Here is a 26904-nt window from a genome sequence, read left to right as displayed (position 1 = left end):
CGGCGCGGAAACACCAGTTCACGTAAGGTAACGCTGCGTCACATTGCCGAGGGGCCGGTTTGGGCTGCGGGAGGGGGAACAATGCCGGCGAGGTACAGGCCGCGCTCCGCGATCAGCCCTTCCAGGTACCGGCGCAGCACCAGCCTCTCGGCGATCCGGCCCAGCGGTCCGAACGGCGCCGTGAATTCCACGCGGTCCGTCATGAGGCAGCCGTGGTCTGTCGCTTCGAACTCATGGACGTGGCGGAAGGCTTTGAACGGCCCGCGGACCTGCTCGTCCACGAAGCGCCCGGGAAACTCCAGCGACGTGATGCGGCTCGTCATCCGTATGGGCAGCCCGAAGTGCCGCGCCCGCCATGTCACTTCCTGCCCGACGCCGATCAGGCCGGACGTCACGCCCGCCACCGCGCGCTCCCCCGCATCGGCCTGCGAGTCCACGTGCGCGTCGATGCTGCGCGCTAGGTCGAACAGCTGTTCCCGGGACAGGCCGGATTCGGTGCGGCATATAAAGCTGACGGTCATGGCGCCAGTCTGCCAGACTCCCCGGCGGCGGCCTGCGTGGGGCACATTGAAGCCGATTTGTCCCCGCAAGGGGCCAACGCCCGGCGTGTCCGTGTCGAAGTGCCCCATTTTGGCCGAGACCAACAAGAACAGCAGAGCCCGACGGCGGGACTCGCCGTCGGGCTCTGCTGTTTGGTTTTGTTGTGGCTGCTCAGCCAGGCAGCGGGCCCTAGCGGGTGCTGCCCGCGAGGAGGCCGCGGCGCCGCAGGAGCCGCTTTTCAATCGGCGCGAACACGAGCAGTTCGATCAGGATGCCCACGGCCAGGATCAGCAGGATGGCTGACATCACGATGGTCATGTCGGCAAGGTCGCGGCCCTGGCTCAGCATGGAGCCGAGGCCGAAGCCGATGGTGCCGCCCACCGCGATGATTTCCGCCGCCATGAGTGACCGCCAGGAGAAGGCCCACCCCTGCTTCAGCCCGCTCAGGTAGCCCGGCAGTGCGGCCGGAAGGACAATTTGAAGGGCCATCTGCAGCCGGTTCGCGCCCAGGACGGTGCCGACACTGCGGTACTGCGGCGGGATCTGGTCCACGCCGGAGATCAGGCCGTTGATGATGGATGGAATGGCGCCCATGAACACCACGAAGTACACCGTGGCGTCCGTGAGGCCGAACCAGATGATGGCTGCCGGCACCCAGGCCACCGAGGGCAGTACCTGCAGTCCGGAGATGAGCGGGCCGAAGGCGCGGCGCAGAGGGGCCACCTGTGCCAGCAGGAGCCCGATCGGCGTCGCGATGGCCACACTGATCAGGAAGCCGATGAGGCCGCGTTGCAGCGAGGTCCAGACGGCTTCCTGCAGGGACCCTTCGGCCCAGAGTGTGCCGAACTGGCCCAGCACGTCCAGCGGACCGGGCACCAGGTCCCGGCGCTTGAGGCCCAGCGAGACGTAGAACTGCCATACGACCACCAGCACCACGAGCGCCGCCACCGGGAGCAGGATGCGGCTCCAGTCGATGCGCGCCGCACGCGCGGCGTCCGACTGCAGTGAATCAAGGCCGGCTTCGAGCTCGCGCAGGTCCTCGTTGCCGGTGGAGGACCGGGTCAGGGCAGCGTGGATCTTCCGGGTCTCCGGCTCAGCGCCGGACACTTCCCCGGTAACGGGCGCTTCGGCCAGGGGCGTTGGGTTATTTGGCATGGCGGCGGATCTCCTCTCGCAGCCGGGCGGTGATGACCCCGGTCAGCTGTCCGGCAAGTCCGGCGTCGGTTCGGTGTTCCTCGGTGACGTTCCATTCCTGGACCACGCGGCCGGGGCGTGAGGACAGCAGCAGCACGCGCTGGCCCAGCCGGACGGCTTCGCGGACGTTGTGCGTCACAAAAACGATGGTGCGGCCGGTTTCCTTCCAGATCCGCTCCAGTTCGTCATGGAGGAGGTCGCGGGTGATGGCGTCAAGGGCGGCAAACGGCTCGTCCATGAGCAGCAGCTGACGGTCCTGGGCCAGGGAGCGGGCCAAGGAGACGCGCTGGCGCATGCCGCCGGAGAGCTCGTGCGGGCGCTTGTCGCCGGCACCGCCCAGGTGCACCAGGTCCAGGAGTTCGTTGGCCTTGGTGCGCCGCTCGGCCTTGCCCACGCCGCGCAGCCTCAGGGCGAGTTCGATGTTCTCCCGGGCTGTCAGCCACGGGAAGAGGGCGGCGTCCTGAAACATAAAGGCCGCGCCGTCGCTGGGGACCTCAAGGGCGCCCGACGTCGGCAGCTCCAGTCCCGCCATGATGTTCAGCAGGGTTGACTTGCCGCAGCCGGAGGCGCCGAGGAGGGCGACGAACTCGCCTTGCGCGATGCTGGCGTTGACGTCGTCCAGCACCGGGGCGCCGTCGCCGAAGCGTTTGCCCAGGTTTTCCAGTACGACTGGCATGGTCCTGTCCTTACGTTGATGGGGCTGGAGGTGATGCTTGGGGGTGGTGCGCTTGGTCAGTCCTTGCCGAGGCCGGCGGCGCTGACCTTGTCCCCGCCGGTTTCGGCGGTGACGCTGTTCAGGGCGGTGAGGTCGAAGATGCCGTCGATGTCGGCCTGCTTGGTGGTGCCGGCGTCCACACCGTCCTGCAGGAGCTTCTTGTAGGCTCCGGCCAGCGGATCCACCGTGAAGACAATGTTCTGTAGGGACCGGTCAATGACGTCCTGCTGGAGCTCGGCGCTCCCGTATTCCTTCAGCGCTGCGTTCAGCACACTCGCCTTTTCCGCAGCCGGTGTGTCATTGAGCCAGGCAACGGACTGGGCGTGGCCCTTCAGGAGGGCTTTGACGGTGTCCGGGTGCTCGGCAGCGAACTTCTTGTTCACAATCAGGATGGTGGTGGGGAACTCGCCCGGCTTGCCGGTCAGCGACCCGTCCCACAGGTCCTTCTCATCGACCAGGACCTTCGCACCGGCCTGCAGCACCAGGCGGGAGGCCCACGGCTCGGGCAGCCACGCGCCGTCGAGCTTGCCGTCCTGGAACAGCTTCAGCGTCTGCGCGTTCTCGGTCGGGTTGATGGCAACATCGCCGCCGCCGTCGGTGGTGGTCTTGAAGCCCTGCGTGGACAGCCAGGCCCGCAGCGCCACATCCTGGGTACCGCCCAGCTGCGGCGTGGACAGCGTCTTGCCCTTCAAATCCGCCGCGGAGCTAATCTCCGGCTTGACCACCAACTGCGCCCCGCCTGCCGCGGCGCCGGCAATGATGTTCACGGACTCGCCCTGGCTCTTGACGAACGAGTTGATGGCCGGGTTCGGGCCGATGTAGGTGGCATCGATCGCGCCGGCGTTCAACGCCTCGATCGCGGCCGGGCCGGCGTTGAACACCTGCGTGCTCAGCTTCGTCCCGCCCAGGCTCTTGGCGATGAAGCCTTCCTTGACCCCCACCAGGGCAGGGGCATGGGTGACGTTGCCAAAGAAGCCAAGTTTCAGCTCGGCCGCGGGGGTGGGAGCGGCGGCCTGGGCTTCGGTGTTACGGGAAAGTGTTGACGCCACCACGGCACCGGCGGCAATGAGCAGCACCAGGCCGAGGGCAACCAGAACCTCGACGGCGCGCTTGCGCTTCGGTTTGTTGCTCTCTCCTGCCACGATGCGGGTCATTCCGGGCTGGGGACTTGTCATTGTTTCACCATAGGGAGTGTCATAAACGAGGTTCAATGACTTGGAAACCGGGGGTCACGCGCGTTCATGCAGCGTCATATTCGCGCAACACATGGCAAGGCCATTCCCGCCGGAAAAGGGCACGGGCATTGCTGCCCGGACCGGAGACTGCCACTCTTGCTGCATCGGCACCACCGGTGCCCAGGAGAGGAAGGACCAGGCGATGCCGCTCTACCTGTCGAAATTCAGCTACACACCGGAGACGTGGGCGAGACTGACCAGCAACCCCGAGGACCGCAGGAAGGCCGCCCAGGCGTACATCGAATCCGTCGGCGGTAAACTCCACGGCTTCTGGTACGCCTTCGGCTCCCACGACGGCTACAACCTCTGGGAGGCACCCGACAACGTGTCCATGGCCGCGGTTGCACTGGCGATCAGCGGAGGCGGCGCGCTGAGCTCCTTCGACACGACGGTGCTCCTGACCGTCGAGGAAACACTGGAGGCCCTGCGGAAGGCCGAGCAGATCAAGTACCGGCCGCCCGGCACCTGACCGCGCCTGAGGGGCCGGCCCTCAGGCACCGGCCCAGCAGGGGCCGGCCCTCAGGCACCGGCCCAGCCGGCCCGCAGGTGCGGCTCAGTCCCGCATGCGTTCCAGCCGGTACGTCAGCTTCGACTCACGTTTGTGGTCGTCCCCCAGGGATTTGGTGCGGGAAATGTAGTCCCTGCCCCAGGTTCTCAGCAGGAAGTCGTCCGCGATCCGGACGTGGCCGGCCGGGAACTTGTAGTCCATCTTTTTGGCCACGGCGGACCAGTCGGCGGCGCCGAAGAGCTCCTCTGCGTCAGCCACGGTCCGCACATCGTTGGCAGCAAGCAGGTCCCCCAGCCAGTCGTATTGCCGGGCCTGGCTCCTGGGGTGTTCCGAGAGCAGCCTCGTGAGCATGTCCTGGAGGATGTCCCCGGTGAGCTCTGTGGCGGGATTCTCGGCGAAGTCGGCAGTGCTTTCGGCCTGGCGGCGTTTGACGATGTCGTTAATCGCGGAGAACTGTGCGTCGGCGAGTTCGATGAGCGTTGACGCCATGGTGAACGCGCGGTCCACTTCGGCGTTGGCCTCGCTGCCGCCCTTGTAGCGGATGTCGTGCTCGAAGGCGGCCCACGCATGCTGCAGCACGGTCCGGATCTGGACCTCGAACCGGTCCCCGATGAACGAGTGGCAGCCCACGGGAACGTTCTCGGCAGGGATTTCGAGGACGAGGTGCCTGCCGGCGTAGCCGATCTGGCCGTTACGCCGCTGGGAGCTCGTTTTGTCGTCGTCCTCGCGGCAGCTGAATTGCCCCTTCAGCGCCGTTGCGACGTCGGCTATGTCGGGTTCCAGGAACATGATGACGCGGACGCCGATGAGGTCGTCGAGCTGTTCGAGGCCCCGTTCATACTTAAAATTTCCGTCCGCTTTGAGCCGGTCCAGTTTTGCCTTGACCGAGGCGGGGTCCTTCACCCTGGCCTGCACGGTGTGGTGGTTGAGGCCGTCGTCCCTGAGCCGGGCGCGGATGGCGTGCCCGATTGCATCCGAAGCCGCATTCAGCCGGGGCAACAGCTCCGCGTACTGCTCCAGGGAGCGGGCCACAACCGCCTCATGATCTTCCAACCGTTCCCCCGATCATCAGCAGCTCATGTACCCAGCAGAGTATCCAAGCCAGCCGGTTTCAGCTACTGCCGCTGCCCCGTCAGCCGCAACCGAAGGCAGGAAGCCCCCGCCTCTGTAGCCTGGCCTGCCCATGCTCAATCTCCTTTGACGTTGATCAGCTGGCGAAGCGTGTGACGGATCCTCACCAGGTCCTGCGCGTCGTGCATCACGACGTCAATGGGTTTGTACGCCGCTGGAATCTCGTCAATGAAGGCCTCGGTGGCGCGGAATTCAATCCCGTCCATGGCCCTTTTCAGCTCTGCCAGCGAGAACGTCTTGCGGGCGGCGGTCCGGGAGTACTCGCGGCCGGCTCCGTGCGGCGAAGAGTTCAGCGACGCGGGGTTGCCAAGTCCCGCCACAACGTACGACGCCGTCCCCATGGACCCGGGAATAAGTCCCGGATCGCCGTGCTCGGCCCTGATCGCGCCCTTACGCGACACCCACACGGACTTGCCGTAGTGCCTTTCCTGCTGCGTGAAGTTGTGGTGGCAGTTGATCCGCTCCCGCTCCTTGACGTGGCCGCCCACCCAGTTGGCGAACTGGGTGATCACACGCTCCATCATTTCTTCCCGGTTCAGGAGGGCGAAGTGCTGGGCCCAGCGCAGCTCCGCGATGTACCGGGTGAACTCGCTGGTGCCTTCCTCCAGGTAGGCGAGGTCCGGGTCGGGCAGCCTGGTTCCGCGTTTCCGGGTCACCTGCTGGGCCACGCCGATGTGATGCTGGGCGATCTTGTTGCCAACGCCGCGCGAGCCGGAATGCAGGAACAGCCAGACGGCATCGGTTTCGTCAGCGCAGACTTCGATGAAGTGGTTGCCCGATCCCAGCGAGCCGAGCTGGAGTTCCCACTTGGCCAGGTACTGCGCCGGATTGAACCCCGCCTGGGCCGCCATTTTTCGGAGCTCGGCAAGGCGCGGCTCGGCTGAGGCCGTGACTTTCCTGTTGTTGTGGCCCGCCGAGAGTGGGATGGCCCGTTCGATGGCCTCGCGCAGCCGTTTGCGGTCCTTCGGCAGGTCCTTCAGCGAATACTGCGTCCGTACGGCGATCATCCCGCAGCCGATGTCCACGCCCACTGCGGCCGGAATGATCGCGTGAAGGGTGGGAATCACGGAACCCACGGTTGCGCCTTTGCCGAGGTGGGCGTCCGGCATCAGCGCCAGATGCGGGTAGATGAACGGCAGCGTGGAGGTGGCCAACGCCTGCTCGCGGGTCTTGTCGTCCAGGATCGAGGCCCAGTTGAGCAGCTTGCTGTTGATGGTCTCCACGTTTCGCCTCCCACCGTTAAGGATACGAAACGACAAAACCGCGGCTTATTCGCTGGACCTGACCGTGAAGGTCCGGATCTGCGAACAAGCCGCGGTTCCTCGTGAATCAGATCGAGTAGCGCTCGTCTTCGTGGTCACCCGGGTGGTCGTTGACCAGCCCGGCGGCCAGGGTGTTGCCGTCCAGCGGGTCGATTACCAGGAAGGCGCCGGTGCGGCGGTGGTGCAGGTAGTTCTCCAGCGGCAGCGGGGCGGCGAGCCGGAGCTGCGCGTGGCCGATGTCGTTGAGTTCCAGGCTGGACGCGCCCTCAAGCTTGAAGGTGGCGAGGTCCAGCTTGCCGCTGACGCTGCGGACCAACGCCTGCACCGTGCGGGTGCCGTGCTTCACCAGCACCTTGGCGCCTTCACGGAGCGGCTTCGGGGACAGCCAGCACAGCGCGGCGTAGAGGTCGGCGGAGGCTTCGCGGACGGTGCCTGCGGCGGCGATCGTGTCACCGCGGGCGACGTCGAACTCGTCAGCGAGGCGCAACGCCACGGACTGCGGAGCCACGGCTTCGGTGAGCTCAGCGCCCGCGAAGTCGATGCCCGTCACGGTGGTGGTGCGCGGGGCCTGGCCGGGGGTCAGCACGCTGACTTTGTCCCCCACCTTCACCGAGCCCTCCGTGATCTGCCCGGCGTAGGCGCGGTAGTCGCGGTACTTCTCGACGTCGAGTCCGCCGGCAATTGCGTCGGGAGCAAGCGCGCCCTGCGGCCGGACCACCAGCTGCACCGGGAAGCGGAAGCTCTCCAGGTGGCTTTCCAGTTCGTCCGCGGCGGGCAGGGTCTCAAGCACCTCAAGCAGGGCCGGGCCGGTGTACCACGGGGTGCGCTCGGAGCGCTCCACCACGTTGTCGCCGTCGAGCGCTGAAACCGGAACCACCAGCAGGTCGGTGATGCCGTCCGAACCGAGGCCGAGCTCGCGGCCCACCTTCTGCACGTCGGCTTCGATCTCGCGGAACACGCTCTCGCTGAAGTCCACCAGGTCGATCTTGTTCACGGCCACGATCACGTGGGCCACGCGCAGCAGCTGCAGCACGGAAAGGTGCCGGCGGGTCTGCTCCAGGACACCCTTGCGGGCGTCGATGAGTACGACGACGGCATCCGCGGTGGACGCGCCGGTCACCGTGTTCTTGGTGTACTGCACGTGCCCGGGGCAGTCGGCCAGGATGAAGCTGCGGCGGTCCGTGGCGAAGTAGCGGTAGGCGACGTCGATGGTGATGCCCTGCTCGCGCTCGGCACGCAGGCCGTCCGTCAGCAGTGCCAGGTCGATGCCGCCCTTTTCGCCGCCGAAGCCGCGGTCCGCGGAGGTGCGGGCAACGGCGTCGAGCTGGTCTGCCAGGATCGCCTTGGAGTCGTGCAGGAGGCGGCCCACCAAAGTGGACTTCCCGTCGTCGACCGATCCGGCGGTGGCGAAGCGGAACAGCGAGGCGTGCGCGAGCGGGGCCTCGTCAAGAAGGGCAGCCGCGCGGGCTGTATCGATTTCGGTGCTCATTAGAAATAGCCATCCTTCTTGCGGTCTTCCATGGCGGCCTCGGAGATGCGGTCATCCGCACGGGTGGCGCCACGTTCGGTGATGGTGGAGGCGGCAACTTCAATGACGACGTCGCGCACCGTGGCGGCGGCCGACTCAACGGCGCCGGTGCAGGACATGTCGCCGACGGTCCGGTAGCGGACGGTCTTGGTGATGACTTCCTCATCGGGGCGGGGCTGGGAAACCTCGCCCACTGCCCGCCACATGCCGTCGCGGGCAAAGACCTCGCGGTCGTGGGCGTAGTACAGGCCCGGCAGCTCGATGTTTTCGCGCTCGATGTAGCGCCAGACGTCCAGCTCGGTCCAGTTGCTGATGGGGAACGCGCGGACGTGCTGGCCCACGGTGTGGCGGCCGTTGTACAGGTTCCACAGCTCGGGGCGCTGGTTACGCGGGTCCCACTGGCCGAACTCGTCGCGGAGGCTCAGGATGCGCTCCTTGGCGCGGGCCTTGTCCTCGTCCCGGCGGCCGCCGCCGAAGACGGCGTCGAACTTGTTGCGCTGGATCGCGTCCAGCAGCGGCACGGTCTGCAGCGGGTTGCGGGTGCCGTCGGCACGCTCGGCCAGTTCTCCGGAATCGATGAACTCCTGGACGGAGCCGACAACCAGCTTCAGGCCCAGGCGCTCAACGGTGCGGTCGCGGAAGTCGATGACCTCGGGGAAGTTGTGGCCGGTGTCCACGTGCAGCACGGGGAACGGAACCTTGCCCGGCCAGAACGCCTTGGTGGCCAGGTGCAGCATCACCACGGAATCCTTGCCGCCGGAGAACAGCAGCGCAGGCTTCTCGAACTCGGCGACGACCTCGCGGATGATGTGGATGGCCTCTGATTCGAGGGTGTCCAGGCTGGAGAGGCGCGTGGAAACGGCAGCGTCAGTCACCTGGGTGGGCTCCTCAGTTAGGAAAGTGCTCATACGTGTAGTCCGCATTCTGTCTTGTCGGTTCCTGCCCAGCGGCCGGCGCGGGGGTCATCGCCGGGCGCTACCTTGCGGGTGCAAGGCTGGCAGCCAATGGACGGGTAGCCCTGTGAAAGCAGCGGGTTGACGGGAAGGAGGTTGTCGTCGGAGTACTGCACCAGCTGGTCGAAACTCCAGGCCGCAACCGGGTTGACCTTGACCAGGCCGTTGACCTCGTCCCAGGTGATCAGCGGGGTGTTGGTGCGGGTGGGGGCCTCGTCGCGGCGCACGCCGGTGAACCAGAGTTCATAGCCGGCGAGGGTGCGGCGCAGCGGAGCCACCTTGCGGAGGGCGCAGCACTGGGCGGCGTCGCGGGCAAAGAGGTCCTTGCCGAGCAGGCGGTCCTGCTGCTCCACGGTGTTCTCCGGGAGGACGTCCACCACGTTGACGCGGAGGTTAGCGGCCACTTCGTCGCGCGTGGCGTAGGTTTCCGGGAAGTGGTAGCCGGTCTCCAGGAACAGAACGTCGACGCCGGGAAGCTGGTCGGCAACCAGCGCCGGCAGCACGGCGTCGGCCATGGAGCAGGCCACGGCTACCGCGGGCAGGTCAAAGTTCCGGGCCACCCAGGCAATGACGTCCCGGGCCGGGGCATCCCAGCCGAGCTCGGCGGCGCCTGCTTCGGCCAGTGCCTTGAGTTCCTCGTGGGAGCGGAGTACGGGGTCTACTCCTTTGGAGGGGCCACGACCGCCGGGGTCCCCGGCCGAGCTTGCGAGGTTGGGGAGCGGTTGGGGATTCATTGCAGGTCCTCCTCATCGGCTGCGTGGGCCCACTCGGCGAAGGTCTGGCCTTCGGCGTGGTCGGCCACGAACTTCCGGACGACGCGCTCGACGTAGTCGGGCAGGTCGTCAACGTAGACCTTGAGGCCGCGGACAGTGCGTCCGAGGCCGGCTTCTTCGCGGCTGTTGGAAGCCAGCCCGCCGCCCAGGTGGACCTGGAAGCCGGGGCTGGGGTCGCCGTCGGGCGTTGGCAGCATCATGCCCTTGAGTCCGATGTCCGCGGTCTGGATGCGGGCGCAGGAGTTGGGGCAGCCGTTGATGTGCAGGGACAGGGCGTGGGGCAGCTGGCCGCTTTCCGCGAGGTCCGCGAGGCGGCGTTCCAGCTCGGCCACGGCGGTTGCGGCGGTCATCTTGGTTTCCACGATGGCCAGCTTGCAGTATTCGATGCCGGTGCAGGCGATGGTGCCGCGGCGGAACACGGACGGTCGGGCGGAGAGGCCCAGGGCGTCGAGCTCGGCAACCAGCGGTTCAACCTCGTCCTTGGGGACGTCCAGCACAACCAGCTTCTGGTGCGGGGTGGTGCGCAGGCGGTGCGAGCCGCGGGCCTCGAGGGTGTCCGCGAGCTTCACCAGCTGCGTGCCGGAGAGCCGGCCGGCCAGCGGGGTGGCGCCGATGAAGAACTTGCCGTCCTTCTGCTCGTGCACGCCCACGTGGTCGCCCGGGGTGGTCGGCTTGGGTGCGGCGGGGCCGTCGGCCAGCTTGTAGCCGAGGTATTCGTCTTCGAGGATCTGGCGGAACTTTTCAGGTCCCCAGTCGGCCATCAGGAACTTCAGGCGGGCCTTGGTGCGCATGCGGCGGTAACCGTAGTCGCGGAAGATGCTGGTGACGCCGAGCCACACATCGGCTGCCTGCTCGGGCGTAACGAACGCGCCGAGGCGCTTGCCCAGCATGGGGTTGGTGGACAGTGCGCCGCCGGCCCAGAGGTCGTAGCCGATGCCGAGTTCGGGGTGCTTGACGCCCACCAGGGCGAAGTCGTTGATCTCGTGCACCACGTCCTGGCTGGGGTGGCCGGTGATGGCGGTCTTGTACTTGCGCGGCAGGTTGGACAGCAGCGGGTTGCCGATGAACCGCTCCCCCAGCTCGGCGATGAGCGGGGTGGGGTCAATGATTTCGTCCTTGGCGATGCCAGCCACCGGCGAGCCCAGGATGACGCGGGGCACGTCGCCGCAGGCTTCGGTGGTGGACAGGCCCACGCCCTCCAGCCGGGTCCAGATCTCGGGGATGTCCTCCACCCGGATCCAGTGCAGCTGGATGTTCTGGCGGTCGGTGAGGTCCGCGGAATCCCGGGCGAAGTCCACCGAGATGTTGCCGATCACGCGCAGCTGCTCGGTGGTGAGCGCACCGCCGTCGATCCGGACGCGGAGCATGAAGTACTTGTCCTCGAGCTCGTGCGGCTCAAGCGTGGCGGTCTTGCCGCCGTCGATCCCGGGCTTGCGCTGCGTGTAGAGGCCCCACCAGCGGAAGCGGCCGTGCAGGTCCTGGCCCGGGATGGAGTCGAACCCGTCCTTGGAATAGATGGACTCGATACGCTCGCGGACGTTGAGGCCGTCGTCTTCCTGCTTCCAGGTTTCGTTGGCGTTGAGCGGGGCGGTGCCGTCAACCTTCCACTGGCCGTGCGGCTTCGCCGCCGGACGGTTGGCGCGTGCAGGTCGCTTGGCGGCAGCGGAGTCCGCGGACGCTCCGGCTAGAGCTGTATCAGTCATGCATCGACTGTAGGTCCGACCCGAAAGCCGTCACAAAGGGTCAGAAACGCGAGGTCACCTAGGGAAACATTTCGTCATGAATCGCCGGGGAGCCTTGAAGAAGGACTGGGGCTGTGCATGGTCCGGGGCCGTCAGCCAGGGCCTCCGCAGGGGGCTCGTCCGGGGCTTCGTCAGGAGGTCGCTGCCGCGGCGTCTGCCGCAGCGGACACGGCGGCGTCATAGCGGTCCAGCGCAATCTCGGCCATGAGCCGGGAGGGCAGCAGCGGCTCCGTCACCCCGTCCGCCTCAGCCTTGGCCAGCTGGTCGTGGAAGAAGCCGTGCGCCAGCAGGTACGACGCAATGATCACGCGCCCCTGCCCCTCCCCTCCGGGGTATTCGGCGCGCAGCGAGGCGACGGCGTCGTGCACGGACGGCTTGGCGGCCGCACCGTAGGCGGGAACGATCCTGTTGCCGCGCAGCGCCCTCAGGTGTTCTGCGAGCTCTTCGACGCTCACCGAGGCTTTGGGGTTGGTGGATCCTGCGGCCGCGAGGACTACGGCGTCGTGCTCGGTGGCTCCGGCCTCGCGCAGCCGCTGGTCGAGGATCTCTGCCAGCCTGGGGTCAGGCCCGAGGGGATCGGAAGCGGTACTGCCTTCCCGGCCCCGCGCCGCCTTGGCGATGTCCACCTTGGTGTGGAAGCCCACGCTGAGCAGCAGCGGCACGATGACGGCCGGCTCGCCTTCCGGCAGCCCGGCCATGACATCCACCAGATCCGGGTCCTGGACATCAACATAGGCCTCGCGGACGTCCAGGCCGGGCCGCAGTTCGCTGATCCCGGCACGGAGTCCGTTGACCTCGGCAGCACCCAGCGGGCTGGACGTTCCATGGGCACAGGCGATCATGATGGGGCTATTCATAGGGGCTAGCGTAACGTTGGAGCCGCCCTATCCGCCCCTTGAAATTGACCGGGACGCCCCATGACCTTCTCATTCAACGCCGTTCTGGTATGGCTGGATCTGGCCGGTGTCTTCTTTTTCGCGGTGTCCGGGTCCCTCCTGGCCGCGCGGAAACAATTCGACCTCATCGGCTCCCTGCTTCTCGCCTCCCTCGTTTCGCTGGGCGGCGGCGTGATCCGCGACATCATCCTCAACAGCGGCCCTCCCGCGGCGTTCACCAACCCGGCATATCTGGCTCCCCCGCTGCTCGCCACGGTGCTGGTGTACTTCCTGTTTTCCAGTTTCCAGCGCTTCACGTCGCTGCTCATCCTGTTCGACGCCGGCGGCCTGGCCCTGTTCTGCATCACCGGAACGCTGAAGGCACTGAGTTTTGGCATGAACCCCGTTTCGGCCGTGCTGCTGGGGGTCACGACGGCGGTGGGCGGCGGACTGCTGCGCGATATCACGGCCAACGAGGTGCCGCAGCTTTTTGACCCGAAGGACCTCTACGCGCTGCCTGCGTTCACGGGGGCGGCCCTCACCACGCTCCTGTGGGTGTCCGGTGCATTCAACGCGTTCACCGCGGGGGCCGTGGCCGCCGTCGTTTTCGCCTTCCGGGTCACGGCCTGGCGCCGTTCCTGGTACGTTCCGCTGGCGGTCCGGGGGTGGCACCGGCTCGGCCTGGGGACGGCGGAAAATGGTGGCCGGGATTAGCTAGGATATGAACCATGACTGACATGTTCCTCGAGAAGTTCCGCGCGCTTGTTCCGAAGTATCTCGAAGACGAATGGCAGGAAGAGGACGGACTGCCCGAAGACGAACTCAAAACGGCTCTCGCCGAGCACCAGTTCCAGATCCCGCTGGTCCTGAAGGAGTTCTACCAGGCCCTGGGCGGCTGCGAGGACCTCATGGAGGCCTATCACTACTTCTGGGACCCCGAGGAACTCGAAGTTGATGACGAGGGCTTCCTCATGTTCCTCGAGGACGAGGAAGAACAGTTCACCTGGGGTTTCCGCGTGGGCGACCTCGGCGTCCCGGACCCCATTGTGTACCGCCGCAACAACGCCCGCGGCCAGTGGAAGAGCGAAGAGGGCACTTTCTCGGAGTTCGTGTTCGACATGTTCGAGTGGGCGTTCAACGACGAAGAGGACTAGGGTCCTTGCCGCCTACGGTCCACGCCGCCGCGGCTTGCTTCGGCGGTTCCCCGGCCTAAACAGGGCACTTCGACACGGACACGCCGTCGGCTAAGCCCGGTTCCGCGGATTCGTCGCCCAAAGTGCCCGACGACGGCCGCAGTCACCTCGCGCTGAACCCTCCCCGCCGGCAGAGCTCCAGCACCGCCATCACCTCGGCCACCATCCGATCAGGGTGATTGACGACGTCGTCATAGCCGAACCGGAGCCCCAGGCGTCCGCCGATGACGGTGGCGTTGTTGCGCTTCCGGTCCTTTTTCACCTGGCGGGGCTCCAGATGCGAGCCGCCGTCGGTTTCCACCACGACACAGTCCTCGATGAGGAAGTCCACCTCCCCCACGCCCGGAAGCTCCACATGCATGCGGACATGCAGGCCAGCCCGCCGGAAGTGGTAGTTCGCCAGCACCTCGAGGACGGAGTCCGCCCGTGGGATCACGCTGTGAAGAATGGCCCGGGCCCGGGCATTACGGTTACCGGGCAGCTTGCGGCGCAGGAACTCCACAGTGATGTCTCCGCGTTGGGCTGCGCACTGGACCATGACCAGCGATTCCACCTCCGGCAGGCAGCGCAGGGCGTGAATGAGCACGTCGGCCAGGCCGGCGACGGGAAGCCACGGATGCCGCGGATGCGGGCATCTGCCGTGTGCCAGCGTCCCTGGCGGCGTTGACTTTTGGCCTGGGGAAAGGTGCACGGGCCCCGCATCAAGCACGGTCCACAGCGCGTAGGTGGGCGCAGCCGAGAGACACGTCAGCAGGGCATTGTGCCTTAGCGCCAGCCCGAAAGCACCGGCCTCCTTGGGCAGGCTGTAAACGCCTCGCCGGATTCGCACAATGCGCCCCGCTGCCAGTGCTTTGTCGCGGGCAGTGTGCTTAAATCCCGCTGCGCGGAGTGCCGACGCCTTTGTTACGCCGGACCGAGTGCGGAGGAAGGTCTCGATGTCCATGCTCCCAAGCTGCCCCTTGGTCGGCGGGATGGGCAGATCCGGTCTGCGTCATGTGGACAACCCGTCCGTCCTGGGGCACTTCGACACGGACGCGCCGTCTCCTGAGCCTGGAATGCCCATCCCAGGGCTCAATGTGCCCCACGACGGACGCGCCCCGAAAACAAGGCCGGCCCAGGAAGTGTGACACGCCGTTTAACATCCGATTCGCGTTCGTGACAAAGCTGTCATAGACTTATTCACGGATCCACTAAATGCCTCCGGTGGATCTGATGCGAACGGAGAAATGGCCCCGGTTCGATGCAGCGAGTGACTCGTATTGCTGCAAAGGACCGGGGCCATTCCGTGTTTAAGCAGGCGGCTCTAGGCAGGGTCCTAGCTGGCGCTGTCAGGCCGGAACTTAGCTGGCGCGGTCCACCACGGCCAGCGCGAAGCTGATGAGTGAGGACTTGACCACGCCTTCTGGCAGCGGCGCCAGCGCGGCGATGGCCTCATCGGCCCAGGCTCGGGCCACAACCCACGACTCCGCGGTAACCCGGTGGTCGCGCAGGCCGGCCACGGCGGCGGCGAGTGCCTCGTCCGAGGTGAGGTCGCCGTCGATCAGTTTCAGGAGTTCGACGGCGGACGCATCACCTTCGGCGGCGGCGTTGCGGAGCAGCAGCACGGGCAGGGTGGGCACGCCTTCGCGCAGGTCCGTGCCGGGGGATTTGCCGGACTTGACCTTGATGCCGGTGACATCGATGACGTCGTCGGCCAGCTGGAACGCCACACCGATCTTCTCGCCGTACTCCACCAGCAGCGGCTCGTAGGCTTCGTCAGCACCGGCAAAGATGGCACCGAGCTGGCCGGAGGCAGCCACCAGGGACCCGGTCTTGTCCGCAATGACGGACAGGTAGTGCTCCACCGGGTCCTCGTCGGGACGGGGTCCCACGGTTTCGTGCAGCTGGCCCAGGCACAGCCGTTCGAAGGTGCGGGCCTGGATTCCCAGCGCGCGCGAGCCGAGTTCGGACACCAGGATGGACGCCCGGGCGAAGATCAGGTCGCCGGTGAGGACCGCCACGGAGTTGCCCCAGACCTCGTGGGCCGTGGGGGCACCGCGGCGGAACGGGGCCGAGTCCATCACATCGTCGTGGTACAGCGTGGCCAGGTGGGTGAGCTCGACCACCACGGCAGCCTGGACAACGGCGGGCCTCGAGGCGTCACCGAGGTGGGCGCAGAGCAGGGCCAGCAGCGGGCGGATGCGCTTGCCACCGGCTTCCACCAGGTGACGCGACGTCGCATCGGCCAGCGGATCGGAGTTGGCGATGGCCTCGCGGAGCTTCTTTTCCACGCGGGCAAGGTTGGTGGTGATGGCGGGGCCCAGCTCCGGGTCCTCAGCGATGGCGGCGAAACCGGCCGGCAGCTGCAGTCCTGTGGCGATCGCGGTGGTGTTGGGCTCGGGCTCCCTGGAGTCCGGCAGGCCGTGTCCGGCATGGGTCCAGCTGTGCTTGGCAGAGTTCGTCACGGGTTAACCCTAACTTTTTGTTGCGGAAACCGCGGATGTGTAGCTGGACGGGGAGAGGGAGGTGTTGGACGTGGCAGGCACCAGGGCCTCCAGGAGTCTGATCACCCTGTCCTCGAATCCCTTGGCTGATTCATCCGTGACGTTGGCCATCAGCCGGACTACGAACTTCATGAGTGCCGGCAGCGGCATGCCGGTCCGGAGCGCGAGCTTCATCACGGACGGCTTGCCGATCACCGAGGCGAAGGCACGGCCCAGGGTGAAGTGGCTCCCCCACTGGCCGCGCACATAGTCCGCGTACCCCTTGAAGTGGAGGTCGGCGTCGTCGTGCGTCCATTTGGCGTAGCGGCTCTGCCAGGTGTTGGCGTCGATGACGTATTCGGCCGCAAAGCGAGCTGACTCCATGGCGTAGGAGATGCCCTCGCCGTTGAACGGGGACACCATCCCGCCGGCGTCGCCCAGGAGCAGCAGGCCCGGGTAGTAGTGCGGCGTGCGGTTGAAGCCCATGGGCAGGGCGGCGCCGCGGATCTCGCCCACCTGGTTTTCGGGCGTGAAGCCCCATTCGGCGGGCATGCCGGCGGTCCACTCGCGCAGGACCTGCTTGTAGTCGAGCCGGCCGAATTCCTTGGAGGAGTTCAGGATGCCCAGGCCCACGTTGGAGGTGCCGTCGCCCACGCCGAACACCCAGCCGTAGCCGGGGAGCAGCTGGCCGTCGCGGCCGGGGAGCTCCAGCCAGCCTTCCATCCAGTCGTCGTCGTGCCGGGGGCTCGTGAAGTAGGTGCGCACGGCCACGCCGAGCGGGCGGTCGTCGCGCTTCTGAATGCCGAGGGACACGGCGGTTCGGGACGAGTTACCGTCCGCTGCGAGGACGACGTCGGCAAGGAAGTCGCGCGTCTCCCCCGTCTTGCGTCCGGACTCGTCAAGCAGCGCGGCGCGGACGCCGATGACGCGCCCATCCGGCGACCGCAGGGCTTCGGTGACGCTGTGACCTTCCAGGACGCGGGCGCCGGCGGACTCGGCGTGCCGGGCCAGCTCTTCGTCGAAACCCAGCCGGGTGCGGATCAGGCCGTAAGTGGGGAAATCGGAAACTTCCGGCCAGGGCAGTTCGATGGTGCGGCCGCCGGCGATCAGGCGGAGGCCCTTGTTGCGGCGCCAGCCGCCTTCCTCGGGGTGGGGCAGGCCGAGCTTATGGATCTCGCGGACGGCGCGCGGAGTAAGCCCGTCGCCGCAGACCTTTTCACGCGGGAACCTGGTTTTTTCCAGCACAGTGACGCGGATGCCGGCCTTGGCGAGGTAGTAGGCGGCAGTGGACCCAGCGGGCCCTGCGCCGACGATCAGTACGTTCACGGCAGGTTCGGCTAGCTCGCCGGCCGGGTGATGTTGCGGCGGAGCTTCGCCACGGGGCCGGTGTGGTTGGCGATGGCGGCGGCGCTGCCGGACAGCGGTTTGTGTGCACGGTGGACGGCGACGATGCCGCCGCTGAGGTTGCGGTACGTGACCTTCTCCCAGCCGGATTCCTGCAGCCAGCCGGCCAGGTGGTCCTGGTCGGGCCAGGCGCGGATGGACTCGGCGAGGTAAACGTAGGCGTCCGGGTTGGACGAGACCTTGACGGCGATGGCCGGCAGCGCGCGCATGAGGTATTCGGTGTACATGGTGCGCCACAGCGGGACCACGGGCTGGGAGAACTCGGCGATGACCAGCTTGCCGCCGGGCTTGGTGACGCGGAGCATCTCGGCCAGCGCCTTCTTGGGCTCGTTGACGTTGCGCAGGCCGAACGAAATGGTGGTGGCGTCAAAGGTGTTGTCCGCGAACGGGAGTCGGGTGGCGTCGCCGGCGATGAAGTCGATGTCCGGGCGGCGGCGTTTGCCCACCTTGAGCATTCCGAGCGAGAAGTCGCAGGCGATGACGTTGATCCCTGCATCCGCGTAAGGCTCGCTGGATGTGCCTGTTCCGGCGGCGAGGTCCAGCACGCGCTGGCCCGCCTTCACATCCATGGCTTCGACGACTACCCGGCGCCAACGGCGCGTCTGTCCCATGGACAGGACGTCATTCACGACGTCGTATTTGGGGGCGACGTCGTCAAACATCGTGGCTACTTCGTCCGGACGCTTATCCAAGGATGCTCGGTTCACCATGTCATTGTCTCAAATGTTGGGCGGACCCACGAACCACGGCCCGGCCCAGCGCGGCGGCGGGCCCCAATCAGGCGCCAGCGGCACTCGGGAGTACTGTTATCTCATCATGACGAGTACGTTCCGCGCCGGCATTATTAAGACACTGACAGTCCCTCTGGATGGAAGATCATTCTCCGGGGGGCTGCCGTCATTTCTGGTCCGGGACGATGTCCTTTGCTGGACCCGCCGCGAAGCCGGACTGGTGGGCTTCGGCGAGATCGCCCGCTTCACCGCCACCGGCCCCGAGCGTTTCCTCGAGGCCGACATCTGGTGGCGGCACCTGGTCCTCGAAGCAGACATCGCCGACTCCGTGGAGTGCCCCGGCACCGGCCCGGTGGCCTTCGGCTCCTTCGCCTTCTCCAAGGTGTCCACGCACCGCTCACGGCTGATTGTTCCCGAGATCGTTGTGGGGGTCAGGGACGGCCGCGCCTGGCTCACCCAGTTAACGTTCGACGACGGCGAACTCACCGAGGCGGGCGCCCTCGCCGCCCTGCAGCGCTGGCTGGACGCTGATCCGCTGGATGCTGACGCGCCCGACGACGGCCCGCTCGTTTCCGGACTGGCCTCCGGAGCGGCTTCCGGACTGGCTTCCGCGCTTCCCCTTGGCGACCGTCCCGGCGGCGGCGTTACCGCGGAACCGGCTGCCGACGTCGTGCCTAAACTCGAAACCGGCTCACTCAGCGAGCACGACTGGATGGCGGCAGTGGCCGCCGGTGTCGCCGAAATCCGCACCGGCAAGCTCGAAAAGCTGGTGCTGGCCCGGGACATCGTGGCCACGATTCCGGAAGGCGTGAATGCCGCGGAAATCCTCCGCCAGCTGGCCGTCCGGTATCGCGAATGCTGGACCTATGGCGTGGACGGCCTGGTGGGGTCGACTCCGGAAATGCTGATCCAGGTGGAGGGCCGAACGGCCCAGGCGCGGGTCCTTGCCGGCACCCTGGACCGCCGCGATGCCGAGGGGGTGGACGGCTCGCCGCTGGAATTCGCCGAGCGTGTGCTGGCCGGGTCCGAGAAGCAGCGGCACGAGCACGAGATTGCCATCCAGTCGCTCACTACCCAGCTGGCCCCGTTTTCCGAGGCCATGAACGCACACAGTGAACCGTTCATCCTGGAGCTGCCCAACGTGTGGCACCTGGCGTCGGACGTGAAGGCCGAACTGACCGAGGTGGAGGGCCATGTGCCCACGTGCCTGGCGCTGATCAATGCGCTGCATCCCACGGCCGCGGTCTGCGGAACTCCCACCACCGTGGCCGGGGCGCTGATCCGCAAGCTGGAGCACATGGACCGCGGGCCGTACGCCGGTCCGGTGGGCTGGCTGGACGCGGCGGGGAACGGCGAATGGGGCATCGCGCTGCGCGGTGCCGTCGTCGAGGCGCCGGACTCGGTGCGGCTCTATGCAGGCTGCGGCATCGTGGAGGGCTCCCACCCCGAGGCGGAGCTCGCGGAGACCTGGGCAAAGTTCCGGCCAATGCTCGAGTCGCTGGGCATCAAGAGCTAGAGTCACCGGGAAGGCCACGGTCAAAGTCCGGGATTCCAGACAATGCACCGGTGTGGGGCCTTGCGCTAGCCTCGACATTAGTTATCCAATAGTGAAACTAAGTTTTCTGTGATGCACATCTCTCATTCGGCGTTACACTATAAGCCGTTTTAGTCACGCATACCCCTGCAACAAAAGGTAAGAAACTATGCAGCCCATGTCCTCCGCCACGGCAAAGCTGGCCGCCAAGGCAGCCGCAATCCTCGCCGTCGGCGCCCTTTCCCTCACGGCCTGCGGCGGTAGCTCCACCCCTGCAGCGTCGTCCGCGGGCGGCGTCCAGCTCATCAACGCCGGCAAGCTGACCGTTTGCTCCGACGTCCCGTACGAGCCGTTCGAATTCCAGAAGGACGGCAAGATTGTCGGCTTCGACATGGACATCGCCGCCGAGGTTGCCAAGGACCTGAAGGCCGAACTCAGCGTTGTGGACAGCTCCTTCGAGGCCATCGAGACCGGCACGGCGCTCACCGGCTGCGACGTCTCCATCTCCTCCATCTCCATCACGGATACCCGCAAGGCCGTCATGGACTTCTCCGAGCCGTACCTGAACGACGACCTGACCCTAGTGGCCACTGAGGCTTCAGGCATCACGAACATCGACGGCGCCAAGGGCAAGAAGGTGGGCGTGCAGCAGGCCACCACCGGCGCCCAGTACGCCAAGGACAAGGGCATCGACGCCCAGCAGTTCGAGGACACCGGGCTCCTGGTCCAGGCCCTCAAGGCCGGCACCATCGACGCCGCCCTGGGCAACCAGTCGGTCCTCGGCTACGCCATCAAGGACGATGCCAAGTACAAGCGCGTGGAAAACTACGCCACGGGCGAGAAGCTGGGCATCTCCATCAAAAAGGGCAACACCGCCATGGCCGACCAGGTCAACTCCACCCTCAAGCGCCTGACCGACGACGGCTCCTTGAAGAAGTACGAGACTACCTGGTTCGGCGAAGCCGCCAAGTAGCACACACTCCGGCCCGGGCACTCTAGCCAGAGAAACCCGGGCAGCCCTGTGACCTACCAAGTTGGGGCCCTGTACCGCTGTATGACAGTCCGCTGTAAAGCACTCCGCTGTACAAACAGCCCGTACGGGGCCTCAACTGCGCAAACGAATGTGAGAACCCATGGCAATGACCGCACGTCAACGAGCCAAAGTCAGCCTGTACGTCCAGGCCGGAATCTTCGTTGTGGCTGTGGCCGCGCTGATTCTGGCCACTGACTGGAAGACCATCGGCAACAGCGTCTTCAACTTCGCCAAAATCGGCCCGATGTTCCCGGATATCTTCCTGGTCGGCCTCAAGAACACCCTGATCTACACGGCCCTGGGCTTCATCGTGGGCCTGTCCGGCGGTCTGCTGCTGGCCCTCATGAAGCTCTCCAGCTTCCCGCTGTACCGCTGGATCGCCACCGGCTACATCGAGTTCTTCCGTGGCATCCCCGCGCTGCTCGTGTTCATCGCCTTCGGCTACGGCGTTCCGCTCGCGTTTGGCGTGCAGTGGAACGTAACCATCGTGGTGATGATCTCGCTGGGCATGGTGGCTGCGGCCTACATCGCGGAAACACTCCGCGCCGGCCTGCAGGCCGTGCCCAAGGGGCAGCTGGAGGCCGCCCGCTCGCTGGGCATGCCCCAGTGGCGGGCCATGGTGTCGATCGTGATCCCGCAGGCTTTCCGGATCGTGCTGCCGCCGCTGACCAACGAGGTCATCCTCCTGACCAAGGACTCCTCGCTGATCTACGTGCTGGGCCTGACCGCCTCGCAGTACGAGCTCACCAAGTTCGGCCGCGACGGCATCTCCAGCCTGGGCGCAGGGCTCACCCCGCTCCTCGTGGCGGGCGCCTTCTACCTGGTGATCACCATCCCGCTGAGCCTTTTGGCCCGGAAGTTCGAAAGCCGCTCCGCGCGGACGAAGCGATAGGCAGGACAGTCATGAACGACGTCGAAAACAACGCCCGCAATACTGCCGTACATGCCGCCGGGGTTTCCCTCAAGGACCTCCGCAAGTCCTACGGCTCCAACGAAGTCCTCAAAGGCATCAGCCTGGAGGTCTCCCCCGGCGAGGTTGTCTGCCTCATCGGCCCGTCCGGTTCCGGCAAGTCCACCCTGCTGCGCTGCGTGAACCTGCTGGAGCAGCCCAACGAAGGAACCATCCACGTGGGCGGCTTCGAGGCCACCGACCCCGATGTGGACATCGACAAGATGCGCCGCAAGGTGGGGATGGTGTTCCAGCAGTTCAACCTGTTCCCGCACCTGAACGCCCAGCAGAACTGCACCATCGCCCAGACCAAGGTGCTCAAGCGCCCGCAGGCCGAGGCGGACAAGGTGGCGCGCGCCAACCTGGAACGCGTGGGCCTGGGCCACCTGGCAGACCGGTTCCCGGACCAGCTTTCCGGTGGCCAGCAGCAGCGCGTGGCCATTGCCCGCGCCCTCAGCATGGACCCCGAGCTCATGCTGTTCGATGAGCCCACCTCGGCCCTGGACCCGGAAACCGTGGGCGACGTGCTGTCCGTCATGCGGAACCTGGCCAAGGAGGGCATGACCATGCTGGTGGTGACCCATGAGATGGGCTTCGCCCGCGAAGTGGCCGACCGCGTGGTCTTCATGGATGGCGGCGTCGTGGTGGAGGAAGGCGTGGCCGAGCAGGTCATCAGCGCCCCCAAGCAGTCCCGCACCAAGGAATTCCTGAAGCGCGTCCTGGACCCGACGCACATCGACATCTCCAAGTAGGACGAAGCGCCGCGCGCCTGCTCGTGCAGCGCGCGGCGCCTTCATGTCGGCGCTTCCCTTCCGGCACTTACCTTGCGGCACTTATGTCGAGGGCCAGGTCGAAGTAGCGGCCTACCCATCCCCTGGCACCCGTGATGCCGAAAGAGCACCGGTCCAAATGGTCGGCCCGTGCCAGCACGTGAATCTGGTCAGGAGCTTGGACTTCCCACGACGAAACAACAACCTCGACAGCGGCGTCCACTCCATGCATGGCCACAAGCCCGATTAGCACCGCCCCGCGCCCGTCCTCCCGCACCTCGGTTGAAGTGAACTCGATCCGCGGAAACTGGGCCACATCCAGCAGTCCCGGACCCTTGACGTCGCGGTCGCGCTTCGCATTGTCGGATTTGAAACTGGCGGCATCGATGGTCGCCAGGACCCGGCACTCCGAGAGCGATTCCGCAATCTCCAGTAGCCCCGACGCGGTGCTGAATTCGGCTCGCACCTTGCCCAGGCCGAACATATGCCGGCTTGTGTAAGTGACCCTGGAACGGACACCGTCGATGCGGTAGGTGCCTGCGGTGGGCAAGCTTAGGGTTTTCGTGGCTGGCTGGGTGGTCATGGCGGTTTTCCTCTGTGCTTTGGCCCGAATCCCCCCGGGGCAATTGCTGATGTATCAACAACTTTGCTCCTGCTATGCTGACATGTCAACAACTTTTACCAGCCATGCGTGAGAGGAACACCAAATGCCCAAGCCCCGCTGGTTGAGCAAGGACGAGGAGGAAGTCTGGTTCGCCTACATCCTCTTTAGCCGCCAACTGGCAGCGGGCATGGAGCGGCAGTTGGCGGGGAGCGGCGTCTCAGGCGCCGATTACCAGATGCTTGCCCCCCTGGCCGCAGCCGGGGCAGCAGGCATGCGCCCCCGGGACCTCGGACACAGCGCGGGCTGGGACCGCAGTCGACTGGCGCACCAGTTGCGACGGATGGAGGAGCGCGGCCTTGTCACCCGCGAACAGGCGGAAGACGACGCCCGCGGCATAGTGGTCCACCTCACGGAAGCCGGGCGGGCCGCACTGCGCACGGCATCGCCGGGGCACATCGAATGGGTCCGGGAGAACTTTCTTGAGCTGTTAACTCCGGCTGAACGGCGGATGTTGGTTGAGCTCTCCGAACGCGTCATGGCCAAACTCGAGCCCGAGTCGCGCCCCCGCTAACCCGCCAGTACGCCGCGGACTGCTTCCGCCACTGCGGCCTTGATGCGGCCGTGCAGCTCCCGAAGGCCCTGCCGGTCGGTGCGGACCTCAATAATGCTGCGGCCCGACGGCGGTGCGGCAAGCGCCTCGGCGAGTTCCGCCGTCGTACTTACCGCGCAATGTCCGATGCCGTACGCGGCGGCGAGTGCTGCAATGTCCACTGTGTGCGGGGTGCCGAAGAGGCGCTCGACGGCGTTCCCGTATGTTCCGGCTTCCTGCACGGCCCCGTGTTCCAGGAGGTTGAAGATGGCCCCGCCGGCGTCGTTCAGGACCACGATGCGCAGGAGGGGATCGTTCTCGGCGAAGCCCAGGAGGAGGCCGCCGGCGTCGTGCAGGAAGGTGACGTCGCCTACCAGGAGGGTGGTTTCCTGCCGGCCGCCCCAGGCGATGCCGGTGGCGGTGGAGATGGTGCCGTCGATCCCGGCGAGGCCGCGGTTGGCGAACACTGTGGCCTGTGGTTTGGGCAGGGGCTGACCCGCGAGGTCCACGTCCCGGATGCCGTTGGAGGATCCCAGCATCAGCTGCCCGCGCGCATGCTTCCACACCAGCGCGCCGACCGACGGTCCGGTTGCTGCTGTTTCTGCGGACAGCACCTGGTCCAGCGCGTGCTGCGCGGCGGCACCGGCCAGCAGCCAGGCATCCAGCCAGGCCGAGGAACCGCGGCCGGAGAAATCGGCGAGGTCCGCGAGGTTGTCCAGCGGGAGTTCCGTCCGCCGTCCGGGTTCGTACCAGGCTACGGGAACCGGCTGGTAGAGGGCGGACGGGACGTCGGCACGGGCCAGCAGCGCGGAGACCGGGCGGGACAGGGTCGGCCGGCCGAACAGGACCACGCGCTCGATCGGCCGGGCGGAATCCGGGCCGAAATGTTCCAGCAGGAGCCGGTACGGGCCCACGGCATTGGGGCCAAAGCGTGAGTTGGAGGACGGTTCGGCGAGCAGCGGCAGGCCATGGGCGCGGGCGAAGGCCTCGGCGGCCGGACCGGCGTCGTGCCCGGCCAGCACCACGGTGCGCCGTTCCTCCAGCGTGGCGGGTGCCGGCGGCAGGCTCATGGGTTCCGGGGCGCGCCCGATCCTCCACGTCCTCCGGCCCGCGGCTTCCGGCAGCCGGTCGCCGGCGGCGGGGACCAGCGGATCACGGAAAGCCAGGTTCAGCTGGACGGGCCCGGGCGCGACGTCTTCGAACACGCCGGTGGCGGCGCTGAGGGCGGTCTCCACTGCGCGTTCCGGGTCGGTGCCTGCGGGGACGTCGGCGGCGAACCGCACGTGCTCGCCGAAGAGGTCCAGCTGGACGGTGGTCTGGTTGGCGCCGGTGCCGCGCAGTTCGTCGGGCCGGTCAGCGGACAGCACCACCAGCGGCACGGCGGCGTGGTTGGCCTCCATGACGGCCGGCATGAGGTTTCCGACGGCGGTCCCGGACGTGGTGAGGACAGCGGCCGGCGCTCCCGTGGACAGGGCAAGGCCCAGGGCAGTGAAGCCGGCGGAGCGCTCATCGATCCGGACCAGGAGTTCCACGCGGCCGGCGGCGTCGGCTTCGGCGAGCGCATAGGCCATGGGTGCTGACCGCGAACCCGGCGAGACCACCACGTACCGGACGCCGCCGTCGAGCAGGGCGGACGCGGCAATCCGGGAAGCTTCGATGGCGGTCAGCGTGCCCTGCGACGCGTCGGTGCGGCTGGCGCTATCGGCGTGGCTCGCGCTATCGGCGTGGCCGTGGGTGTCCAGTGCTGCTTGCGCCGGGGCTGCTTCGGCCGGGGCGCCGGTGGCGTCACCTTCGGAAAGAGGGGCGTCGTCGGCGGCTGCATAGGCATTGAGCGGGTCCAGCGGGTTCTCGGAAGTCACCAATCCAGTCTCCCATCAACCCCAACCCTCTCTCACTTCCCGCACCCCAAACCCCGACGCTCTCTCACTTCCTTCGGCGAAGTGAGAGAGCATCGCCGGAAAACCGACAGGAAGTGAGAGAGCGTCGCAGTGCGAGCACCAGCTCACACGAGTTAGGTAAACTGCAGCAAAGCAGTGTTTTCCCACCCGGAGGATCAGCCCATGAACCGCAAGGCCACCGCACTGGACGTCGCCAAGCTGGCGGGTGTCTCGCGCAGCGCTGTGTCGCTCGTGCTCAACGGGCGGGGCGACGGCAACGTTGCCCTCGAAAGCCAGCAGCGCATCCGGGAAGCAGCCTCCGCCCTCAACTACTCGCCGAACAAGATAGCCCTCAGCCTGCGCAACCAGCAGTCGCGGGTCATCGGGATCGTGTCGGATCACGTGGTCGTCAGCGCCTTTGACGGGAACATCATTGGCGGGGCCGACGACGTCGCACGCAGCCGCGGCTTTGTCACCGTAGCCATGGACACGGAGTTCGACGCCGCCCGGGATGAGAGCGCCGTGGAGACCCTTTTGGACCGGCAGGTGGAGGGACTCATGTACGTCACGGAGGGCCTAAAGCGCCTGGAGGTGCCGCCGGGGATGCTTCGGGTTCCGTCGGTCCTGGCCAACTGCTTCGACAGCGCCCCGGCCCCGGCCCTATCCCACGTGATCCCGGACGAAGTGCGCGGCGGCAGGGAAGCCGCTAACCACCTGCTGGAGCTGGGCCACCGCGACATCGCCATGGTGGCTGGCCCCGCCAAAGCCTCGGCCGCACCCCTTCGCGTCGCCGGCTACCGCGAGGCCTACTCCGGGCGCCACCTTCCGGTCCGGGAAGACCGGATCAGCTTCGCCGGATGGGACATTGACGACGGATTCCACGGCGCCATGAAACTGCTCGACGGCGCGTCGCCCGCCGAGCGGCCCACCGCCATCATGGCCGCCAACGACCGCGTCGCCATCGGCGTCATGCTGGCCGCCGCCCGCCTGGGCCTCAACGTACCCGGCGACCTCTCGATCATGGGCTACGACGACGAATTGCACATCGCCGATACCATGGTCCCCGCGCTCACCACCATGGCCCTACCGCTTCGAGAAATGGGAGCCGCGGCCATGACCCAGCTGTTGCAACGGATCGAGGGCGACGGCGGTTCGGAACCTGCGCGAGTTGACGGCCTCGAGACCTTGGTCCCCTGCCGCCTCGTAATCAGGGAGTCCACGGCGCCCGTACCGGCGGGCCGCAGCTGATTCCCGCCCTGCGACAGCGGCCCGGCGGCCGAACGGCACGACGGCGGCACCCAG

General features: G+C 66.8%; 26 protein-coding genes. 9 read left to right on the top strand and 17 right to left on the bottom strand.

Annotated elements, in window-relative coordinates:
- Positions 1-38: 38 nt before the first annotated feature.
- The 4 genes from J7I79_RS12410 to J7I79_RS12395 all read right to left on the bottom strand — a co-directional run bounded on the left by J7I79_RS12410 (position 39) and on the right by J7I79_RS12395 (position 3624).
- Complete coding sequence (locus J7I79_RS12410; RefSeq protein ID WP_214953574.1) at positions 39-521, bottom strand: SRPBCC family protein; 483 nt, start codon at positions 519-521, stop codon at positions 39-41.
- A 208-nt stretch (positions 522-729) separates the two neighbouring features.
- Positions 730-1695 (bottom strand): ABC transporter permease, encoded by a 966-nt coding sequence (locus J7I79_RS12405; protein WP_214953572.1) that lies wholly within the window; start codon positions 1693-1695, stop codon positions 730-732.
- On the bottom strand, positions 1685-2410 hold the full coding sequence (locus J7I79_RS12400; protein WP_214953570.1) for an ABC transporter ATP-binding protein: 726 nt from the start codon (positions 2408-2410) through the stop codon (positions 1685-1687). Before J7I79_RS12400 ends, J7I79_RS12405 begins: the two co-directional genes overlap by 11 nt.
- A gap of 56 nt (positions 2411-2466) precedes the next feature.
- Positions 2467-3624, bottom strand: coding sequence for an ABC transporter substrate-binding protein (locus tag J7I79_RS12395; protein WP_214953568.1), 1158 nt, complete (start codon positions 3622-3624; stop codon positions 2467-2469).
- Positions 3625-3715: 91 nt separating this feature from the next.
- Here J7I79_RS12395 and J7I79_RS12390 point away from each other — a divergent pair, with 91 nt between their 5' ends.
- The gene (locus J7I79_RS12390) at positions 3716-4153 is read left to right on the top strand and encodes a GYD domain-containing protein (protein WP_251042745.1); all 438 of its coding nucleotides are present in this window, start codon (positions 3716-3718) and stop codon (positions 4151-4153) included.
- Positions 4154-4237: 84 nt separating this feature from the next.
- Here J7I79_RS12390 and J7I79_RS12385 read toward each other — a convergent pair whose 3' ends face one another.
- The 7 genes from J7I79_RS12385 to J7I79_RS12355 all read right to left on the bottom strand — a co-directional run bounded on the left by J7I79_RS12385 (position 4238) and on the right by J7I79_RS12355 (position 12438).
- Positions 4238-5224 (bottom strand): GTP pyrophosphokinase family protein, encoded by a 987-nt coding sequence (locus J7I79_RS12385; RefSeq protein ID WP_214953566.1) that lies wholly within the window; start codon positions 5222-5224, stop codon positions 4238-4240.
- 155 nt (positions 5225-5379) lie between these two features.
- Positions 5380-6546, bottom strand: a complete 1167-nt coding sequence (locus J7I79_RS12380; protein WP_214953564.1) for an RtcB family protein — start codon at positions 6544-6546, stop codon at positions 5380-5382.
- Positions 6547-6652: 106 nt separating this feature from the next.
- Positions 6653-8074: a sulfate adenylyltransferase subunit 1 gene (locus J7I79_RS12375; RefSeq protein WP_251042743.1), complete on the bottom strand. Its 1422-nt coding sequence runs from the start codon at positions 8072-8074 to the stop codon at positions 6653-6655.
- On the bottom strand, positions 8074-9021 hold the full coding sequence (gene cysD, locus J7I79_RS12370) for a sulfate adenylyltransferase subunit CysD (RefSeq protein WP_214953562.1): 948 nt from the start codon (positions 9019-9021) through the stop codon (positions 8074-8076). Before cysD ends, J7I79_RS12375 begins: the two co-directional genes overlap by 1 nt.
- Positions 9018-9800 (bottom strand): phosphoadenylyl-sulfate reductase, encoded by a 783-nt coding sequence (locus J7I79_RS12365; RefSeq protein ID WP_251042742.1) that lies wholly within the window; start codon positions 9798-9800, stop codon positions 9018-9020. The genes cysD and J7I79_RS12365 overlap by 4 nt, the downstream gene beginning before the upstream one ends.
- The gene (locus J7I79_RS12360) at positions 9797-11542 is read right to left on the bottom strand and encodes a nitrite/sulfite reductase (RefSeq protein WP_104175828.1); all 1746 of its coding nucleotides are present in this window, start codon (positions 11540-11542) and stop codon (positions 9797-9799) included. Before J7I79_RS12360 ends, J7I79_RS12365 begins: the two co-directional genes overlap by 4 nt.
- A 170-nt stretch (positions 11543-11712) precedes the next feature.
- Positions 11713-12438 carry a sirohydrochlorin chelatase gene (locus tag J7I79_RS12355; protein WP_214953561.1) on the bottom strand — a complete coding sequence of 242 codons (726 nt, stop codon included), beginning with the start codon at positions 12436-12438 and terminating at the stop codon, positions 11713-11715.
- A 60-nt stretch (positions 12439-12498) separates the two neighbouring features.
- On the opposite strand from J7I79_RS12355, the gene J7I79_RS12350 reads away from it, so the two are divergent.
- A complete protein-coding gene (locus J7I79_RS12350) occupies positions 12499-13170 on the top strand; it encodes a trimeric intracellular cation channel family protein (protein WP_214953559.1) in 672 nt (223 codons plus the stop codon).
- Positions 13171-13184: 14 nt separating this feature from the next.
- Positions 13185-13610, top strand: coding sequence for a hypothetical protein (locus tag J7I79_RS12345; RefSeq protein WP_214953557.1), 426 nt, complete (start codon positions 13185-13187; stop codon positions 13608-13610).
- Positions 13611-13752: 142 nt separating this feature from the next.
- Here the strand turns inward: J7I79_RS12345 and J7I79_RS12340 are convergent, their stop codons facing one another.
- The 4 genes from J7I79_RS12340 to J7I79_RS12325 form a co-directional block, all read right to left on the bottom strand.
- Positions 13753-14592 carry a DUF559 domain-containing protein gene (locus tag J7I79_RS12340; protein WP_214953555.1) on the bottom strand — a complete coding sequence of 280 codons (840 nt, stop codon included), beginning with the start codon at positions 14590-14592 and terminating at the stop codon, positions 13753-13755.
- A gap of 397 nt (positions 14593-14989) precedes the next feature.
- On the bottom strand, positions 14990-16093 hold the full coding sequence (locus J7I79_RS12335) for a polyprenyl synthetase family protein (protein WP_214953553.1): 1104 nt from the start codon (positions 16091-16093) through the stop codon (positions 14990-14992).
- 9 nt (positions 16094-16102) lie between these two features.
- A complete protein-coding gene (locus J7I79_RS12330; protein WP_214953552.1) occupies positions 16103-17437 on the bottom strand; it encodes a geranylgeranyl reductase family protein in 1335 nt (444 codons plus the stop codon).
- Positions 17438-17448: 11 nt separating this feature from the next.
- A complete protein-coding gene (locus tag J7I79_RS12325; RefSeq protein WP_311380570.1) occupies positions 17449-18222 on the bottom strand; it encodes a demethylmenaquinone methyltransferase in 774 nt (257 codons plus the stop codon).
- Between the two features lie 109 nt (positions 18223-18331).
- Here J7I79_RS12325 and J7I79_RS12320 point away from each other — a divergent pair, with 109 nt between their 5' ends.
- The 4 genes from J7I79_RS12320 to J7I79_RS12305 all read left to right on the top strand — a co-directional run bounded on the left by J7I79_RS12320 (position 18332) and on the right by J7I79_RS12305 (position 22514).
- Positions 18332-19762 (top strand): isochorismate synthase MenF, encoded by a 1431-nt coding sequence (locus tag J7I79_RS12320; protein WP_214953548.1) that lies wholly within the window; start codon positions 18332-18334, stop codon positions 19760-19762.
- 187 nt (positions 19763-19949) lie between these two features.
- The gene (locus tag J7I79_RS12315; protein ID WP_214953546.1) at positions 19950-20753 is read left to right on the top strand and encodes an ABC transporter substrate-binding protein; all 804 of its coding nucleotides are present in this window, start codon (positions 19950-19952) and stop codon (positions 20751-20753) included.
- Between the two features lie 160 nt (positions 20754-20913).
- Positions 20914-21705 carry an amino acid ABC transporter permease gene (locus J7I79_RS12310; protein ID WP_214953544.1) on the top strand — a complete coding sequence of 264 codons (792 nt, stop codon included), beginning with the start codon at positions 20914-20916 and terminating at the stop codon, positions 21703-21705.
- Positions 21706-21716: 11 nt separating this feature from the next.
- The gene (locus J7I79_RS12305; RefSeq protein WP_214953542.1) at positions 21717-22514 is read left to right on the top strand and encodes an amino acid ABC transporter ATP-binding protein; all 798 of its coding nucleotides are present in this window, start codon (positions 21717-21719) and stop codon (positions 22512-22514) included.
- A gap of 67 nt (positions 22515-22581) precedes the next feature.
- Here J7I79_RS12305 and J7I79_RS12300 read toward each other — a convergent pair whose 3' ends face one another.
- Positions 22582-23115: a YceI family protein gene (locus tag J7I79_RS12300; RefSeq protein WP_214953540.1), complete on the bottom strand. Its 534-nt coding sequence runs from the start codon at positions 23113-23115 to the stop codon at positions 22582-22584.
- Between the two features lie 124 nt (positions 23116-23239).
- Here J7I79_RS12300 and J7I79_RS12295 point away from each other — a divergent pair, with 124 nt between their 5' ends.
- The gene (locus J7I79_RS12295) at positions 23240-23707 is read left to right on the top strand and encodes a MarR family winged helix-turn-helix transcriptional regulator (protein ID WP_251042741.1); all 468 of its coding nucleotides are present in this window, start codon (positions 23240-23242) and stop codon (positions 23705-23707) included.
- Here J7I79_RS12295 and menD read toward each other — a convergent pair.
- A complete protein-coding gene (gene menD / locus J7I79_RS12290) occupies positions 23704-25392 on the bottom strand; it encodes a 2-succinyl-5-enolpyruvyl-6-hydroxy-3-cyclohexene-1-carboxylic-acid synthase (RefSeq protein ID WP_251042778.1) in 1689 nt (562 codons plus the stop codon). The two genes, J7I79_RS12295 and menD, sit on opposite strands and share 4 nt — an antisense overlap.
- Before the next feature lie 393 nt (positions 25393-25785).
- On the opposite strand from menD, the gene J7I79_RS12285 reads away from it, so the two are divergent.
- A complete protein-coding gene (locus J7I79_RS12285) occupies positions 25786-26850 on the top strand; it encodes a LacI family DNA-binding transcriptional regulator (protein WP_214953536.1) in 1065 nt (354 codons plus the stop codon).
- The last annotated feature ends 54 nt before the right edge of the window (positions 26851-26904 follow it).

The sequence above is a fragment of the Arthrobacter sp. ISL-69 genome (assembly GCF_018613775.1).
Taxonomy (GTDB): Bacteria; Actinomycetota; Actinomycetes; order Actinomycetales; family Micrococcaceae; genus Arthrobacter.
This window is presented reverse-complemented; position numbering and strand designations above follow the sequence as displayed.